The organism is Aeromonas sp. (genome assembly GCF_050252055.1).
Taxonomy (GTDB): domain Bacteria; phylum Pseudomonadota; class Gammaproteobacteria; order Enterobacterales; family Aeromonadaceae; genus Aeromonas; species Aeromonas caviae.
Window position 1 is genome coordinate 260,289 of sequence record NZ_JBFWLQ010000004.1, and the last position, 17,484, is coordinate 277,772.

The 17,484-nt window shown below is 62.6% G+C and carries 13 protein-coding genes and 4 tRNA genes; 4 read left to right on the plus strand and 13 right to left on the minus strand.

Annotation, left to right across the window (positions count from 1 at the left end):
- Positions 1–170: 170 nt before the first annotated feature.
- The 6 genes from AB7E19_RS09370 to plsY form a co-directional block, all read right to left on the minus strand.
- Positions 171–1,514 (minus strand): potassium channel family protein, encoded by a 1,344-nt coding sequence (locus AB7E19_RS09370; protein ID WP_043152903.1) that lies wholly within the window; start codon positions 1,512–1,514, stop codon positions 171–173.
- A gap of 266 nt (positions 1,515–1,780) precedes the next feature.
- A tRNA-Asn gene (locus AB7E19_RS09375) sits at positions 1,781–1,856 on the minus strand.
- Between the two features lie 8 nt (positions 1,857–1,864).
- Positions 1,865–1,940 (minus strand) — tRNA-Phe (locus tag AB7E19_RS09380).
- Positions 1,941–1,943: 3 nt separating this feature from the next.
- A tRNA-Thr gene (locus AB7E19_RS09385) sits at positions 1,944–2,019 on the minus strand.
- A gap of 52 nt (positions 2,020–2,071) precedes the next feature.
- Positions 2,072–2,147, minus strand: a tRNA-Phe gene (locus tag AB7E19_RS09390).
- Positions 2,148–2,194: 47 nt separating this feature from the next.
- Positions 2,195–2,857, minus strand: coding sequence for a glycerol-3-phosphate 1-O-acyltransferase PlsY (gene plsY, locus AB7E19_RS09395; protein ID WP_053288103.1), 663 nt, complete (start codon positions 2,855–2,857; stop codon positions 2,195–2,197).
- Between the two features lie 171 nt (positions 2,858–3,028).
- On the opposite strand from plsY, the gene folB reads away from it, so the two are divergent.
- From folB to AB7E19_RS09410, 3 genes are all read left to right on the plus strand, one after another.
- Positions 3,029–3,400, plus strand: a complete 372-nt coding sequence (gene folB / locus AB7E19_RS09400; protein WP_010675798.1) for a dihydroneopterin aldolase — start codon at positions 3,029–3,031, stop codon at positions 3,398–3,400.
- Complete coding sequence (folK, locus tag AB7E19_RS09405; RefSeq protein ID WP_103858835.1) at positions 3,400–3,909, plus strand: 2-amino-4-hydroxy-6-hydroxymethyldihydropteridine diphosphokinase; 510 nt, start codon at positions 3,400–3,402, stop codon at positions 3,907–3,909. The genes folB and folK overlap by 1 nt, the downstream gene beginning before the upstream one ends.
- Positions 3,910–4,026: 117 nt before the next feature.
- Positions 4,027–4,509 (plus strand): YbaK/EbsC family protein, encoded by a 483-nt coding sequence (locus tag AB7E19_RS09410; protein ID WP_042864868.1) that lies wholly within the window; start codon positions 4,027–4,029, stop codon positions 4,507–4,509.
- Between the two features lie 9 nt (positions 4,510–4,518).
- On the opposite strand, the gene mdtD is transcribed toward AB7E19_RS09410, so the two are convergent.
- From mdtD to AB7E19_RS09430, 4 genes are all read right to left on the minus strand, one after another.
- Complete coding sequence (gene mdtD, locus AB7E19_RS09415) at positions 4,519–5,907, minus strand: multidrug transporter subunit MdtD (protein ID WP_010675801.1); 1,389 nt, start codon at positions 5,905–5,907, stop codon at positions 4,519–4,521.
- A 61-nt stretch (positions 5,908–5,968) separates the two neighbouring features.
- Entirely contained in the window at positions 5,969–7,096 is a 1,128-nt protein-coding gene (locus AB7E19_RS09420) for a CobW family GTP-binding protein (RefSeq protein WP_167826512.1), read from the minus strand.
- A gap of 71 nt (positions 7,097–7,167) precedes the next feature.
- Entirely contained in the window at positions 7,168–8,574 is a 1,407-nt protein-coding gene (locus AB7E19_RS09425; protein WP_427935062.1) for a D-arabinono-1,4-lactone oxidase, read from the minus strand.
- Between the two features lie 115 nt (positions 8,575–8,689).
- Complete coding sequence (locus tag AB7E19_RS09430) at positions 8,690–9,307, minus strand: LysE family transporter (RefSeq protein WP_010675804.1); 618 nt, start codon at positions 9,305–9,307, stop codon at positions 8,690–8,692.
- 76 nt (positions 9,308–9,383) lie between these two features.
- Between AB7E19_RS09430 and AB7E19_RS09435 the strand changes: the two genes are divergently transcribed.
- A complete protein-coding gene (locus AB7E19_RS09435; RefSeq protein ID WP_124243692.1) occupies positions 9,384–10,301 on the plus strand; it encodes a LysR family transcriptional regulator in 918 nt (305 codons plus the stop codon).
- Here the strand turns inward: AB7E19_RS09435 and AB7E19_RS09440 are convergent.
- From AB7E19_RS09440 to AB7E19_RS09450, 3 genes are all read right to left on the minus strand, one after another.
- Positions 10,298–11,869, minus strand: coding sequence for an EAL domain-containing protein (locus AB7E19_RS09440; protein ID WP_041213989.1), 1,572 nt, complete (start codon positions 11,867–11,869; stop codon positions 10,298–10,300). The genes AB7E19_RS09435 and AB7E19_RS09440 overlap by 4 nt on opposite strands.
- Positions 11,870–12,100: 231 nt before the next feature.
- Positions 12,101–14,698: a bifunctional aconitate hydratase 2/2-methylisocitrate dehydratase gene (acnB, locus tag AB7E19_RS09445; RefSeq protein ID WP_119197031.1), complete on the minus strand. Its 2,598-nt coding sequence runs from the start codon at positions 14,696–14,698 to the stop codon at positions 12,101–12,103.
- 229 nt (positions 14,699–14,927) lie between these two features.
- A complete protein-coding gene (locus AB7E19_RS09450; protein WP_045522144.1) occupies positions 14,928–17,231 on the minus strand; it encodes a patatin-like phospholipase family protein in 2,304 nt (767 codons plus the stop codon).
- Positions 17,232–17,484 lie beyond the last annotated feature (253 nt).

A 17,484-nucleotide genomic window follows, 5' to 3' on the forward strand; every position in this document is an offset into this window, starting at 1 on the left:
TGTCCGGGCGCTGGTGGCGCCATCGCTTGCCATGGCATGCGATGACTTTAAATAAAGTCGCTCCACCGCCGCTGCGTCAAGCAAGGTCGCCGGGACAGCCGGGAGGGATGGGAAGACAGCAGGAGGGCACCGGAAGCGGGCACTGATGGCACCCGCCGCCGGCGCTCCCGTCAATACTGCTTGGTTTTCGAGGCAAAACCCGCGAGGAAGAGACCTGTCAGGAACATGCCGCAGAAGGCTTCGATGGCCGACAGCAGTTGCAGCGGCGAGGAGGTCTGGGAGATGTCCCCATAACCCAGGGTCACGAAGGTGACGATGCTGAAATAGAGGGAGCGCCCCAGATGACCGTGGGTTGCAGACTCCGGTGCCAGGAAATAGGTCAGGGTCGCCAGCAGGATCACCCCCATCGACATCAGCAGGCTTCTGATGGGACGCTCCCCAAACCCCCAGGTGATGAAGCTGATGAACTTGCCCGCGCACTTGAGATAGCACAACAGGGAGAGCCAGCACTTCGTCATCGGACCGCTGCGCAACCAGCGCTCCCGGAACAGCTCCCGCGGGCTCGCCAGGGACTTCATCTCGTGCAGCTTCTCCTTGTAGTAGCACTCGCCGGCGTCGACGGTGTCACCCACGCTGGAGAAGAGACGCTTGGCATTGCGATAGAGTTTGCTCGCCTCGTTGTGGTCGATCCGCCCATTGTCGTTGTAGACCACCTCCACCTTGTCCAGGTTGGTGTGCTCCATGGTGGCATCGAAGTTCTTGGCGCTGACGCTGAAGTTTTTCAGCACCGCCCGGGAGGAGTGGAAGCGGATCTCCTCGCACTCTATGGTGAAGTCCTGAAAGACCCCGTCCTCCAGCGCCAGCTCCCGCTTTTTGGCCCAGGCCCTGTGGTCCCACAGCAGGGAGTCGAACAGATCGAGCCCGATCACCCCGCCATTGACCCTGACCCCCTTGGCCGAGCAGTGCCACAGATAAACCTTGGAGTTGTTGACGGCCCCATCGAGAGAGAGCTCGTCGAGACAGGTAAAATCGAGCAACCGGCCGGAGATGATGGGGCTTTTGAGGGTAACACCGCCGATGTTGAGCAGACGATGCTTGCCCAGCACCTGGGCCTCCCCCTTGTTGTTCTCCGAGACCGAAAGCAGGCTTTGCACCCGTTTCACCTCGTCATTGCCATGTTTTCCCGCCAGCCACATGCTGTAAGGCTCGAAACGGGTCTCCGAGCGGATGAGGCCGCTCTTGCGCAGGGATTCCAGTGCACTCGAGGCGCTCTCATACAGGCGGACCTTGTCGTCGCTCATGTAGACACAAAGGCTCAGCACGCAGCGGGAGCTGATGAAGCGGGCGATGCCGATCTGGAAGATCACGCTTTTTTCTATCTTCTGCTCCGCCATCCAGTCGTCGAAATGGGGCAGCGACGCCACCAGCAGCGCCCAGATACGGGGATAATCGTTCTCACGCCGCCACTCGTTGAATTGCTCGGGGGAAAGCTGCCAAAGCTCTGTTGCATTCATGCATGACCTCACTCAAGAAACCGATCCCGTTTTGCCGGGCCGGGGTGACGGCAGGCGTCGATCACGACAGGGTGATCCGGCGGGCGCAGCATAGGGACTCACCACGCCATCATACTCGGCAGACGGGCCAAGTCACTGGGAGGAAAGATTCAAGAGGAGCGCTGCGACAGCTTTGTCACCGGACAGGACGCTTTTCGAACAGCGGGAAGCGGGACATGGAAAAACGGGAAAAGAAAAAGCCCAGCATTGCTGCTGGGCTTTTGAATTGGCTCCTCCTGCTGGGCTCGAACCAGCGACCTGCGGATTAACAGTCCGTCGCTCTACCGACTGAGCTAAGGAGGAATTATTCGTGGTGCCCAGAGACGGAATCGAACCGCCGACACGGGGATTTTCAATCCCCTGCTCTACCGACTGAGCTATCTGGGCAAATGGTGCCGGCTACCGGAATCGAACTGGTGACCTACTGATTACAAGTCAGTTGCTCTACCTACTGAGCTAAGCCGGCACACTTCAAACCATTGTGCATGAACACGTTTTTATTTCATGGCACCAAAATATGGTGCCCAGAGACGGAATCGAACCGCCGACACGGGGATTTTCAATCCCCTGCTCTACCGACTGAGCTATCTGGGCGTGGGCGCTATTAAACGGATTTTAGGGCAGGTGGTCAACGGGAAATTTCACTTTTCGTCTCGTTCGTCTCTTTTTTGCGCAGCATCATCCATTTTCATCACTTCTGTTGGCGGGACCGCTCCCCGGCGCCCCCAGAGGCGGGACTCCTCCCCCTTGAGCAGGCGGGTAATGTTCTCGTGATGACGGATCAGGATGAGACAGGAGAGCAGAGAGACCGGCAACGTGTATTCCGGTTTGAGCAGATAGGTAAAGAGCGGGGTCAGCAACACGGTCACGATGGACGCCAGTGACGAATAGCCGCTCACCAGCAGCACCAGCAGCCAGGTGGTGATGACGGCGCCGCCCATGGCAAAGCCGATGGGCAGCATGGTACCGAGGGCGGTGGCGACGCCCTTGCCGCCACGGAAGTGGAAGAAGAGGGGGTACATGTGGCCCAGACAGGCGGCCACCCCGATAAAGCCGAGGTAGACGGGCTTGATCTGCAGATACCAGGCGAGGTAGACGGGGGCCATCCCCTTGAGCACGTCGAGAAGCAGTACGATCAGCGCCGCCATCCGGCCGCCGAGGCGCAACACATTGGTCGCCCCCGGGTTGTGGGAACCATGGTCACGGGGATCCGGCAGACCCGTGATGCGGGAAACCAGCACGGCACTGGACAGCGAGCCGCCCAGATAGGCCAGAATAATCATCAAAATCGTCAGGGCCGTCATCTTGGTCGTTTTTACCACGATATGAATGGGGTATGATGCGGGCCACATTCCCAGGCCCGGGCTTGCCCGAAAGCGTGTCGCCCAAACCGGCCGCCAGCGGCAATCTGCTTGCCGGGCCTGCATCCCTGCGCTGTTTTCACAGCCCATCAAGAGTAAAGAAGAAGTACTGTCATGGACAAGGTGTTTATTCGCGGACTCGAGGTTTTGACCACCATAGGGGTATATGAGTGGGAGAAGGGCATTCGCCAGAAGCTCTGTTTCGACCTCGAGATGGGGTTTGACAATCGCCCAGCCGCCGCAACCGACGATATCAATCTGGCGCTGGATTACGCCACCCTCTCTCGCAAGATCTGTGATCACGCCCAGGGCAAGATAGTGGAGCTGGTCGAGACCATGGCCGAGCAGGTCGCCGCTCTGGTGCTGGAAGACGAGCGGGTACAGTGGGTCAAGGTGACCCTGACCAAACCGGGTGCCGTGCCCAATGCGGCAGGCGTCGGGGTCGAGATCCTGCGCCATCGCACGCCGGCTGCGAGCGCCAACTGATGACCCGCATCTATATCAGTCTGGGATCCAACATCGCTCGGGAACGCCATATCCGCGCCGGCCTCGATGCCCTGCACGCCGAATTCGGCGAGTTGCAGGTCTCCCGGGTATTCGAGAGCGAGGCAGTGGGCTTCAACGGCCGCCCCTTCTACAACCTGGTGGTGGGTGCCGATACCGAGCTGCCCCTGGCGACCCTGTGCCAGCGGCTGCGCGCCATGGAGTTCGCTCACGGCCGCGAGCCGGATGCCAAGAAGTTCGCCCCCCGCACCCTGGATCTCGATCTGCTGCTCTACGGCGAGCTGGTCTGCGAGACGCCGCTGGTGCTGCCGCGCGGCGAGATCCTCACCAACGCCTTCGTGCTCTGGCCGCTGGCGGAGCTGGCTCCCACATTCCGCCACCCCATCGATGGCCGCACCATCGGTGAGCTGTGGGCAGGTTACGACAAAGCCTCCCAGCGCCTTGACCCCATTCCCTTCCACTGGAAAGCGGGCGAATTGCAGCATCACTGAACAACAAGGGCACCCTCGGGTGCCCTTGTTGATGACTCCGCTGATGATGGATAAGAAACGGTGATTGGGCCTGCGCCGGTGCAAGTGGCAGGATGACCGCCATCACAGGAGAACCCCATGCCACTCGATGCCATTCACGACTTCAACCGTCAGTTGCTCACCGACCTGCCCCACCAGCGCTTCGAGCACGAACCCATCCTCGATTACGCCACCGACGAGCGGGTCAAGGCTCGCCTCGGCTGGCAGGCCGAGTTCAGCAAGACCCTTTTCCTCAAATTCAAGGATGGTCGCTTCGCCCTGCTGCTGACCCACAGGGACGGCCGGCTCGACAGCAAGGCGGTCAAGGCGGCGCTCGGTGCCAAACCCTCCATCTGCACCGCTGACGAGATGCAGACCGAGATTGGCTGCCTGCCGGGAGCCGTCTGCCCCTTCCTGCCACGCGCCGACATCCCCCTGCTGGTGGATCCCGTGCTCATGAATCACCATGCCTTTACCTGGACGCCGGGCCACCCCGAGCAGACTTTCCTGCTGGAGACCACCCACCTGGCCGGACTGCTGGCCCGATTACCCTGCGACGTGAGCTACCTGCCCGCCCCCTGAGCCTGGGACTCAGCGCTTTTCCCGCGCCAGCTGGGCGAAGATCAGCGCCGCCAGCATGGACATCAGGCCGATGCACAGATAGGTGAGGTGGAACCCCTCCAGCCAGCGGCCACTCTCCTCGGGCTGGCCGATGGAGAAGAGTCCCAGCAGGCTGGCGGCGATGGCCACCCCCAGGCTCATGGAGAGCTGCATCACCACCGACAGCAGACCGTTGCCGCTGCTGGCGTGCTCGCTGCTGAGATCCTGCAGGGTCAGGGTGTTCATGGCGGAAAATTGCAGGGAGTTGATGGCGCCAAAGACCGCCAGCCACACCAGCAGTACGCCGTGGGGCACCTGGTTGTCGATGAAATAGAAGCTCGCGATCATGGCCCCGAGCGCCAGGGTGTTGCCGATCAGGATGCGGCGATAACCGATGCGCGGAATGAGCTTGTTCACCAGCGTCTTGGTCAGCATGGCGCCGATCACCGTGGGGATCATGGTCATCCCCGCCTTGCTCGGGGAGAAGCCGAGCCCCAGTTGCAGGAAGAGCGGGGTGAGAAACGGCATGGCGCCGCTGCCGAGGCGGGCAAACAGATTGCCCCAGATACCGATAGCGAAGGTGGACGTCTTGAACAGCGCCAGACTGAACAGGGGCTGCTCCGCCGTGGCGGCATAGAGCCAGTAGCTCGCCATGGCGGCCAGACCGAACAATACCGCAAACAGGGCCCAGCCGGTTGAGATGCTGTGCTCCCCCAGGCCTTGCAGACCGACGGATACCAGCACCATGCCGACACTGAACAGCACAAACCCCTGCCAGTCAAACCTGGCGGTGTGCTGGCGAAGGTCGGGCATGAAGTGCCAGCTCGCCACGAAGCCGAGCAGGCCCACCGGCAGGTTGATGAGGAAGACCCAGTGCCAGCTCGCCACCTCCACCAGCCAGCCCCCCAGGGCCGGGCCGATGAGGGGGCCGAGCAGACCGGGGATGGTGACGAACGACATCACCCTCAGCAGCTCATGTTTGCTGTAGACCCGCAGCACCGCCAGACGCCCGATGGGCATCAGCAAGGCCCCCCCGACCCCTTGCAACACCCGGGCGATCACCAGCATGGGCAGGGTGTTGGCGATGGCACAGGCCAGGGAACCCAGGGTAAACAGCAGGATGGCGACCAGATAGACCCGGCGGGTGCCGAATCTGTCCGCCAGCCAGCCGGAGGCAGGAATGAGCAGGGCCACCGTCAGCATGTAGGCGATGATGACGGACTGCATCTGCAGCGGACTCTCGCCCAGGGCCTCGGCCATGCTGGGCAGGGCAGTGTTGAGGATGGTGCCATCCAGGGTCTGCATGAAAAAACCGACCGCCGTCAGCCAGGGCAGCCATTTGCGCTGGGCGGGCGTCACCATCGGGGAGCTGTCAGGCATGGTTCTGTCTCTCCTCATCACATAAGAAAAGACCCGCACGAGCGCGGGTCATATCAGCATATCAGGCATCCGGCTGGCCGAGCATGGCCTTGAGGTGCTCTTCCAGGCTGGGTTCGGGGGCCTTGAGGGTCGAGAGGAACAACTGCTCTATGCCTACCCTGTCCTGGCTCTTCACGATGAACACCAGCCGGGACTGGGCCTTGCCTTCGGGCCACTCCCCCAGCGCCTGCAACGGATAGAGCTGGCCGTGCACCCCGTGGATCACCACGGGCTGGCTCTCCCCTTCCAGTTGCAATATCCCCTTGAGACGCAGCAGGGCATCGCCGTATTGCGCCTGCACCGCATCGATGGCGGCCAGCAGGCGGGAGGGCTTGAGCGGCTCGCCGATGCGCAGGGAGAAACTTTCGATATTGCCGTGCTCGAAGCGGGTGGGCGCGACCGTCCCCACCTTGGCGGCAAACGGCGTCATCTTCGGCTGCATGGGCGAAGCCAGCCCCTGTTTCGGGGATTCGGTACGCAGCCAGGCCAGCAACTGGCGCACGTCGCGCCCCGCCGCCTCGTTGTAGGCGCCGAGCTTCTCCAGCACCGCGGGCGAGAGCACCCCATTGCTGACCCGCTGGATGGGGGCTGCCGGATTGAGGGCCGCCAATTGGGCTTCCACCCGAGCAAGGGTCTCTTCGTCCACCAGGTCCCCCTTGCTCACCACCAGCAGATCCGCCAGCGCCACCTGTTTGACCGCCTCATATTGAGCGGCCAGCTGCTGCTCGATATGGCCGGCATCCACTACGGTGACGGTGCCATCGAAGCGGTAGCGCTGGGCGATAAAGCCCTCTTCCCTCAACGTGAACAGCACGGGGGCCGGATCGGCCAGACCCGTGGTCTCGATAATCAGCCGTTTGAAGGGCTTGATTTTCCGCTGGATGGCTTTCATGAAGAGCCCCTGCAGCGCCTCCACCAGGGAGCCCTGCACCGAGCAGCAGATGCAGCCGGAATCGAGCAGCACCACCTGCTCGTCCACCTGCTGTACCAGATGGTGATCCAGCCCCACGGAGCCGAACTCGTTGATGAGCACGGCGCACTCCCCGAGCTCGGGCTGCTTGACCCAGTGGTTGAGCAAGGTGGTCTTGCCGCTGCCGAGAAAACCGGTCAGCAGGGTCACGGGGATGCGGGTGTCTTGCATGTCTGTCATAGGGATGCCCCCCCTCTGATCGGCAGGAGGATGAGTAAGCGAGTGTCTTGCATATCGGTCATGTCAGATCCTTACCGGTTGGCGAACAGGTCGCCAAGCCAGCGGTTTTCGAAACGGCCATGGGGGTCAAGCTCCCGCTTCAGGGCCAGGAAGTCGTGCCAGCGCGGCAACAAGGCAGGGAAGTCGTAGAGGTCCATCGCCAGGTGCTTGCCGAAATGGGGAATGCCGCCGAGGGGCACCAGCAGTTGCTGCAACTCGCGCATCTGCTCCATGGAGCCCCCGACAAAGGTCCCGTCCGCCGCCAGATAGACCAGAAAACCTATCCAGCACACCGACTTGTCATGGGCGGCACTGAGCCAGGCCACGGAGGGACCGGTGCAGCGCAGGATGAAGGGGTAGTGCAGCACGCCGGGGTTCGCCTCCTGCCATGCCTGCAGGATTTCAAGGGCCTCCCCCATGCGATCGAGGGGCACGGCCACCTCGCAGTTGATCTGGGGAGCAGGGATCCCCTTGCAGAGGATCTGGTAGACGTTGCCCACCACATCCGAGGCGTCCTTGAAGCGGCGTACCGTCTCGAAGTGCTCGCCTGCCCTGGCCTCGTCCTTGGTGTCTCTGGCCATCTTCTGCAGGGTCGCGTCTATGGTGGCATTGAGCGCCAGGTTCATGCGCTCGTCCATGTCTCCCTCCAGCACCAGCGGCTCGCTGCCCCCGGCCCGGTATCGGGCCACCTCGTCATCGGAGGCGGGATCCACCAACCAGATGTGGCTCTCGCCGGTCCAGGCGAACCACCAGCTCTTCACGAAGGCGTGCTCCCGGTTGAGGCGCTCGTTGTGTTCCAGCAGGAAGGGGTAGTCGGTGGTGAACTTGGTGCAGCGCATGATGCGGTTGGGCACAGTGTTGAGGGTCACATCCAGCAGGATGCCGAGCATCCCCATGCCCATCACGAAGGCGCCGAAGCGCGGATCGGTGCGATCCACACGGATGATGTCGCCGCTCGCCAGCATCACGGTCAGGGCAGCCACCGCATCGCACAGGGCGGACTGGTGCAATCCCTGCCCATGGGTGCCGGTGCTGAGCGCACCGCCCAGGGTCTGGATGCCGATGACGCCGGGGGATGCCGGCAGCATGCGATCCATGGCGATGAGGTCGGCATAGACGGTATCAAGCGGCGTCCCCGCCTGGTAGGTGACGGTATCGACACTCTTGTCCAGCTGGCCGCGCAGGTGGTGCAGGTCCACCAGCAGCGCCTGGCTGCCTTCCGCGTAGACGCTGTGGATGGGTTCGAAAGAGAGGCCGGAGCCGATGAGCCGCAGCTTGCGCTCGGGGTATTCCCGCAGCAATTGCTGCAGCTCGTCACGGGTCGTCGGGCGCCACACCTGATCAAGGGCGCCGAGGGGGTTGGTTCTGGACCAGTTGAACAGCACCTCCCGATTGCCAATCGCCTTGATGCTGTGAAATGCCTGGAACCTGACCGTCATACCGCGCCTCATCTGACTTCAAAATGAGCGCCAATTCTACCGAAAAGTGGCTGCCAAGGCATGAAAAACAAGACCCTACAGTCGGGGGTGGATAGGGGGAGCGCCCCTCCCCGCCTCAGCGCGTCTGCTGGGTCAATGCCAGCAACATGCCGAATCCCACCAGCAGCCCCCCGAACACCCTATCGATCCAGTGGCGTACCGCCAGCAGTCGGTCCCGCACCGCAGGGGTGGAGAAGAAGAGCGCCACCGCACCAAACCAGAGGGCGTGCGCCAGCGCGATGAAGGCGCCATAGCCGATCTGGACCGCCAGCGGCGTCTGCGGCTGCACCACCTGCATGAAGAGGCTGACGATGAAGATGGTGGTCTTGGGATTGAGCACATTGGTCAGAAATCCGGTGCGCAGCGCACCCAGACTGGAGAGGGCAGGCTGACAGATGCTCTCTTCATCGGCAGCCGGTTTGGCCCGCAGCATCTTGATGCCGAGGAAGATGAGATAGGCGGCCCCTGCCAGCTTGATGAGGTTGAACAGCCAGAGGGATTGCTGGATCAGCAGGCCCACCCCCAGCAGGGTGTAGGCCACGTGCACGCAGACCCCGGCCGCGATGCCGATCGCCGTCAGCACGCCGGTGCGGCGCGAGAGCAGCAGGCTGTTACGCGACACCATGGCAAAGTCGGGCCCGGGGCTGATGACGGCAAAGAGGGTAATGGCGACAACGGCTAACAGTTCGGTCATGAAAAGAGTCCTGATTAGAGAGGATATCGGCTATTTTATTTGCCAATAACACCAATAACGAACGATGATTTCTGACATGAATGGTGAAAAAAACTCACAAAAAGCCCTCTCGCTTCCCTCCCTTACCGCCCTGCGCTGTTTCGAGGTGGCTGCCCGCACCGAGCATTTCGGCCGCGCCGCCGATGAACTGCATCTCACCCATGGCGCCATCAGCCGGGCGGTACGACTGCTCGAGGAGGATCTGGGGGTCATGCTGTTCGAGCGGCGCCAGCGCCGGGTCTTTCTGACCAACGCGGGTGAACGGTTCTATCAGGCGGTCAGAGAGGGGCTGGGCAGCATCCGCCAGACGGCGCAGGCCCTGCGCCAGCAGAGCCGCCCCCAATCACTGGTGCTCTCCTGCGAACCCACCCTCCTGATGCGCTGGCTGATCCCGCGCTGGCCCGCCTTCCAGGCCCTGCACCCGGAGCTGGACGTACACCTGATGGCGGGCGGCGGCGCCCTCAGCTTTGGCAGCGGCATCGATCTCGCCATCCGGCGCAACGACTTTCACTGGCCTGCCGAGCTCTACAGCCAGTTGCTGTTCGAGGAGCGGACCGGCCCTGTCTGCCCGCCGGGCAAGGTGGCGCACTTTTTTGAACCCAGGGGGGATGTGCAGGCCCTCAGGCCAACGGCCCCCCGTCTGCACACCAAGACCCGTCCGGGCGCCTGGTTGGAGTGGCAGCAGCACGCAGGCATGTCCGCCGACGAGGAGGTACCGGGTCAGACCTTCGAGCACTTCTATTTCAGCCTGCAGGCGGCAGTCGCCGGGCTGGGAGTCGCCATCGGCCCCTACCGCCAGGTGTGCGACGATATCGAGGCCGGTCTGCTGGTGGCACCGCTCGGCTTCGTCCCCGACGGCACCGGCTATCACCTGCTCGCCCCCGCCCCTCCCGAACCCGGCAGCCCCCACGACATCCTGGTGAACTGGCTGCACAGCCTGGTGGGCGCGGCCTAGCCCTGGGCGGTGCGCCCGGCGGCGACCTGTATCTCTCCCGCCGTCAGCTCCCGGCAGAACTGGCGTATCGGCATGGGGCGGGCAAACAGGTATCCCTGCAGATACTGGACCCCCTTGCCTCTCAGATAGGCGGCCTGCTGCTCCGTCTCCACCCCTTCGGCCACCAGGGACAAACCCAGCCGTCCCCCAAGGTCGATGACGTTGTCCACGATGTGCTCGGAGAGGGACTCCGTCCCGATACGGCCGATGAAGGAGCGGTCGATCTTGAGATAGTCCACGTGGAATTGCTGCAGATAGATGAGGCTGGAGTGGCCGGTGCCAAAGTCATCGATGGCGAGCTGCACCCCCATCTCGTCGAGCTGGCGAAACAGGGAGAGGGTCTGCGGGCTGGTCACCAGCAGCTCCCGCTCCGTGAGCTCCAGCACCAGCACCACCCGTCCCGGCACGAAGTGGCCGAGGAAGTCGCGGCACTCCGCCACCAGGGAGAGGTCCCGGCAGTGGATGGCACTGATGTTGAAGCTGATGTGAAATGCCTCGGGCAACTGCTCCTGTACCGGGTGGAGTGTCTTGGCCACCGTCTTCATCAGGTTGACCGTCATGGGCACGATCAGGCCAGACTCTTCCGCCTGGGGGATGAAGAGATCGGGGCGGATCAGCCCCTCGGTGGCATGTTGCCAGCGCATCAGTACCTCGGCTCCCACCATCTTGCCGCCCTTGCTGGCGATCAGCGGTTGCAGATAGGGGACAAATTCCCTGGCTCGCAGCCCGCGTCTCAGCTCGTCCGTCAGGGCCCCCGGCCGCCCAAGCAGCCACCACACCAGCAGTGAGAGCACCAGCGAACTGGCTCCCAGCCAGATCAGTTGCAGATGGCGAGCCTCCCACAGGGCACGCCAGTAGATCGGCATGGCATAACCGGCGTGGATGGTGAAGGGGTAACGCTGGGAGGCGAGTATCAGAGCAAACTTGCTGTGCAGTTTCGGCGGATCGCTTTGGAAGTGGCCGGACTCATCGAGCCAGGCGGACCCCACCTGCAAGAACAGCTCGCTGGGATCGCTGCTCAGGGTGAGCATGAAACTGAGCTGGCTGCTGTCAATGGCGCTCAGTGCCGCATCACGCCCCCGCTCCTGACGTACCACCAGCAAGGGGTGATTCTTGCGCACCAGGTTACCGCTCATCAGCAGCAACTTGCGATCCGTGTAGCGGGAGCCGTCATCCACTTCCCTGGCTGGCCCGAACAGCGAGGTGCAGTTGATGATCCCCTGTCGCACCAGATTGATGGAGCGCAGGAACGGCTCCAGCGCCACCCGCTTGCGCAGCAGCAACAGGTTGTCGCTGCAAGGTCGACCGGCCAGCGGCAATACCTCGAGGTTGGCCCGCTCGGCCTGATCCAGCATGCGCTCCAGCAAGGTTCTGGCCTTGCTGGCTGACGCACTGGCATCGTTTTTCAGCTCCTGCTCGTAGCTGTCATGCACCATCCACCCTCCCACCACCAGGGGCAGGGCCAACACCAGCAGGGCACAACCAAGGCGCCACTTCATACGGGCCAGATCAATCCGGAACAGAAACATAGCAACCACGCCGCAATGCGCGGGCCCGCTTCGCAGGTACCGCGGTATAAAAATGCCCACCAGGAAACGGTGGGGCCATCATGGCCAGACAACGAAAGCGCAACGCGCGTACCAGGCAAATCGACGACGCCGTTGCTGGGCATGGCGGGTCATTATCGCGCAGCCCCCTGAAATGGAAAATGCCGCGTCGAGACGCGGCATTGTTATTTTCAGTGGTCAGACCGGCGAGTCTCAGACCGCTTGCTGCAGGATCACCGCATCGGCCTTCTTGGTGTAGGAGGCGATCTCGTTGAAGTTGAGGTAGCGGTAGGTGTCGGCCGCAGTGGCGTCCAGGGTCTTGGCGTACTGCAGATACTCTTCCACGGTCGGGATCTTGCCGATGATGGCGGCAACCGCGGCCAGCTCCGCAGAAGCCAGATAGACGTTGGCACCCTTGCCCAGACGGTTCGGGAAGTTGCGGGTGGAGGTGGAGACCACGGAGGCCCCTTCCGCTACCCGCGCCTGGTTGCCCATACAGAGGGAACAGCCGGGTATTTCGATGCGAGCACCGACCCGACCAAAGATGCCGTAGTAGCCCTCTTCGGTCAGCTGATCCTTGTCCATCTTGGTGGGGGGGGCGATCCACATGCGGGTCGGCAACTCGCCCTGATACTTCTCGAGCAGTTTGCCAGCGGCGCGGAAGTGGCCGATGTTGGTCATGCAGGAACCGATGAACACCTCGTCAATCTTGTCACCCGCCACGTCGCTCAGCAGACGGGCGTCGTCCGGATCGTTCGGCGCACACAGGATCGGCTCCTTGATGGTGGCCAGATCGATCTCGATGATTTCGGCGTACTCGGCATCCTTGTCCGCTTCCATCAGTACCGGGTTGGCCAGCCACTCTTCCATCCCCTTGATGCGGCGGGTGATGGTGCGCACGTCGCCGTAGCCTTCGGAGAGCATCCACTTCAGCATCACGATGTTGGACTTCAGATACTCGATGATCGGCTCTTTATCCAGCTTGATGGTGCAACCAGCGGCAGAGCGCTCGGCGCTGGCGTCCGCCAGCTCGAATGCCTGCTCCACCTTCAGGGTTGGCAGACCTTCGATCTCGAGGATACGGCCGGAGAAGATGTTCTTCTTGCCCGCTTTCTCGACGGTCAGCAGCCCTTTCTGGATGGCGGCGTAGGGGATGGCATGGACCAGGTCACGCAGGGTGATGCCCGGCTGCAGCTCGCCCTTGAAGCGCACCAGCACGGATTCCGGCATGTCCAGCGGCATCACGCCGGTGGCGGCAGCGAAGGCCACCAGACCGGAGCCCGCCGGGAAGGAGATACCGATGGGGAAACGGGTGTGGGAGTCACCACCGGTACCCACGGTATCCGGCAGCAGCATGCGGTTCAGCCAGGAGTGGATGACGCCGTCACCCGGACGCAAGCTCACACCGCCGCGGTTCATGATGAAGTCCGGCAGAGTGTGGTGGGTCTGTACGTCGATGGGCTTGGGATAGGCCGCGGTGTGGCAGAAGGACTGCATGGTCAGATCGGCGGAGAAACCGAGGCAGGCCAGGTCTTTCAGCTCGTCGCGGGTCATGGGGCCCGTGGTGTCCTGAGAGCCGACCGTGGTCATCTTGGGTTCGCAGTAGGTGCCCGGGCGGATGCCCTCCACGCCACATGCCTTGCCCACCATCTTCTGAGCCAGGGTGAAGCCCTTGCCGGTGTCGGCAACAGGCTGCGGACGACGGAACACGGTGGAGAACGGCAGACCCAGCGCTTCGCGGGCCTTGTCGGTCAGGCCGCGGCCGATGATCAGCGGAATGCGGCCACCGGCGCGCACTTCATCGATCAGCACCTCGGTCTTCAGTTCGAACCGGGCCAGCACCTCGTCGGTGCCGTGGCGGGTGATCTTGCCCTCATAGGGGAAGATGTCGATGACATCGCCCATTTCCAGCTTGGAGACGTCCACTTCGATGGGCAGGGCGCCGGCATCTTCCATGGTGTTGAAGAAGATGGGGGCAATCTTGCCACCGAGGCAGACGCCGCCGGCACGCTTGTTCGGCACGAACGGAATGTCGTCGCCCATGAACCAGAGCACGGAGTTGGTGGCGGATTTACGGGAAGAGCCGGTACCGACCACGTCACCCACGTAAGCCAGCGGGAAGCCCTGCTCTTTCAGGGAATCAATGGTCTTGATGGGGCCGATGACGCCATCCTTGTCCGGGGTGATGCCGGGACGGGCGTTCTTCAGCATCGCCAGGGCGTGCAGCGGAATGTCCGGGCGGGACCAGGCGTCCGGCGCCGGCGACAGATCATCTGTGTTGGTTTCGCCGGTCACCTTGAACACGGTGACGGTGATCTTCTCGGCCAGGGCCGGGCGGTTCAGGAACCACTCGGCGTCGGCCCAGGATTGCAGCACCTGCTTGGCGTGGGCATTGCCCGCCTTGGCCTTCTCTTCCACGTCGTGGAAGGAGTCGAACATCAGCAGGGTGTGGGAGAGGCCCTTGGCGGCAAGAGGAGCCAGGGTCGCATCGTCCAGCAGGTCGATCAGCGGCTGAATGTTGTAACCACCCTGCATGGTACCGAGCAGCTCGACGGCTTCGGCGGCAGTCAGGATGGGGGAATGGGCCTCGCCCTTGGCGACGGCGGTCAGGAAGCCGGCTTTCACATAGGCCGCTTCATCAACACCCGGGGGAATGCGGGAGGACAACAGTTCTTTCAGAAAGTCCTGTTCGCCGGCGGGCGGATTCTTGATCAGCTCAACCAGGGCGGCGACCTGCTCTGCGTCCAGAGGTTTGGCAACCACGCCTTCGGCGGCACGTTCTGCGACGTGTTTACGGTATGTTTCAAGCACGACTAATTCCTCTTTGGTCTTTTTTTTGGGGTTCGCCCAAGCTCGCGGCGATCGTCCTTGCGGGACACCCGTAGGGTGCCCCCCACTATATAAGTTTTAACGACTAATTAAAATCCAAACCCTGTGCAGTTATTCATCAAACCAGCATAACCATATAAACCCATTAGGTTTTTTTAGAGTGACAAGCCGCCCACCCAAGGTGAGTTAACAAAAAGGCAGCATTTTGCCCTTATTGGAACGTAGTGCCCAATTGCAGATAGAACATGTCGTGTCCCCCCTCCGCCACGCCATAGCCGAGGAAGATGGGACCGAGGAAACTCTCCACCCCCATATAGAGGGAACCCGAGGTATAGGAGGATTCGATGCTGATGTCCTCTCCCTTGTCCCAGACCCCCCCTTGCTCGAGGGAGCCCCCGAGGAACAGGGGCGCCTTGAAGGCACCGAAGTCGTTGTCCGCCACCCGGTAGATGTAGCGCAATCCGCCGAACAGGCTGTAGCGACCGCTCAACTGGTAATGCTGGAAGCCGGACATGCGGAACAGCCCGCCCAGATCCTGCACGAACAGTGGTACCGTCTCCTGGGAGCTTGAGCCGCCCCCTTCCAGCATCAGGTTGAGGCTGTGCCTGTCCCAGGACCAGGGCTTGATCATCACCAGCCGGTAATTCACCCCCTCGGCCTGCTCGGAGGGCGCGTCCGCGGGGTCGAGATCGACGTAGGAGTAGCCCCCCTTGATGTCCCAGTAGACCCCCTGATAGGGGAAGTAGCGGCTGTCGAGGGTGTCGTGCTCGAAGCGGATGTAGGGTCCCCAGGCGGAGGCATCGGCATCCGCGTTGGTGAGGTTCTGGATCTCCACGCTGCCGATCTTGCCCTCCAGCCCAAGGGAGAAGCGGCTCCAGGGCTGGCGATTCCAGCCGACGGCGAGATCCACGCTGGTGAAGCTGTACTCGGAGTCCAGATAGCTGACCCCGGACGAGGACCTGCTCTCTTCCGGGAAGAAGACGCGTCGCTGGGTCTTGTCGTAGGCCAGGCTCGTCTCGCCGAAGTAGGTCTGGGAGGGCTCCAGCGGGGTGTAGAAGTCGGTCTTGAGGTGCTTGGCGGTCCCGAGGGACGCCTCGGTCAGCCACTCGCCTCCCCAGTCGTTCACGTTGGTCAGGGTGTAGGACATGCCGACGTTGTAGTTGGAGCTGCTCTCGAAGTCATCGGAGAAACCGAGCTGGAAGTTAAGATAACCCGGCCCCCAGTTCTTCTCGCTGGCGTCCACCACCAGCACGTTCTCCCCGTCCCGCTCCTCCACCTCGTAGGTGATCCGATCGAACGACTCCAGGGCGTAGAGGCGACGGATCCCCGCCTCCAGGCTCTCGTAGGTCTGCACCTTGTCCGGACGCACGTTCAGCATGGCCCGCACCGTGTCGTCGGAGAGGCGCGACTTGTTGATGATCTCCACCTTGTCGATGTAGTAGGCGGGCTGGCCGCTGCGCTCGGCGCGCCGGCTCAGCTTGCCGTTGCGATAGTCGGCGTAGGCGGCGGGCGAGAGAGAGAGCGCATCGAGCCGGGCCGCTGCACTGTTGGCGACCGCCTCCCCGATCTTGATCCCCTCCGGCATCAGGGCGAAGTCGGCGATCCCCATGTTGCCGAACTCGGGGGTCAGCAGGATGTCCCTGGGGCCGAGCAGCGCCTTCTGCTTTTCGGTCCCCACCTGGGTCATGTAGGTGGTGAGCTGATCGATCATGGCCAATCCCGACTTGAGGGACTCCCGGGTACGCAGCTTGGCGCTGATGTCCACCGCGATCACCACGTCGGCCCCCATGGCCTTGGCCACGTCCACCGGCATGTTGTTGACCGTGCCACCATCGGCCAGGATGCGGCCGTCCCAGTCCACCGGCTTGAGGGCACCGGGAATGGACATGGAGGCCTGCATCGCCTTGGCGAGGCTGCCGTGATCCAGCACGAAGGGGGTCACCGTCTCCATGTCGGTCGCCACCGCGCGATAGGGGATAGGCAGGTTGTCGAAGCTCTTTTGCGCCGGCAGGTTGGAGGTGGCGTGGCGCAGCAGGCTGGCCATGGACTGTCCCTGGAAGAAACCGTCCGGCAACTGGGTCTGGTCACCGTTGACCCCGATGTCGGTGCGCAGCTGGTATTTCTCGGTCTGCTGCTTCTTGCGCAGGGAGAGCTCGTCGCGTCCCACCTTGTCCTGATAGCCCTTGTTCCAGTCGATGGCCAGCGTCGTGCGCTCCACCTCCTCGGCGCTAAGCCCCATGGCATACATGCCCGCCACATAGGAGCCCATGCTGGTCCCGACGATGATGTCCACCGGGATGTGCTTTGCCTCCAGCACCTTGAGCACCCCGATATGGGCCGACCCCTTGGCACCGCCGCCGCTCAGTACCAGGGCGATCCTCGGACGCTCCATCTTGGTTGCCCCCGAGTTTCTGGCCGAAGGCGCGGGATCATTGGCTCCGGCCGCCGCCATGAACGGCAGGGTCGCCAGCAGGAGCACGAGCAGGTGGGTCCATCCCCGATGAAAGATGCGCATATGAGAGTCCATAAATCCGGTGCGAGTCGAGCGGGCAGGCCGCCAGTCAGGTGCAGCCTACTATAAGTGCAAGCACTTTAACCGCAAGCCGGGGTGCTGGCGAGGGGTCGCCCCGCTTGCGACGATGTCTAGGCAAAATCGGGCGCCAATCCAGCCCAATCCGGGTGTGAGCGCAAACGTTAATCGACAATAAAGGCCCCCGCCGCCTCAAGAGCGCGCCAAATCAGCCGCTATTATGAGTTCAACCCTGGTT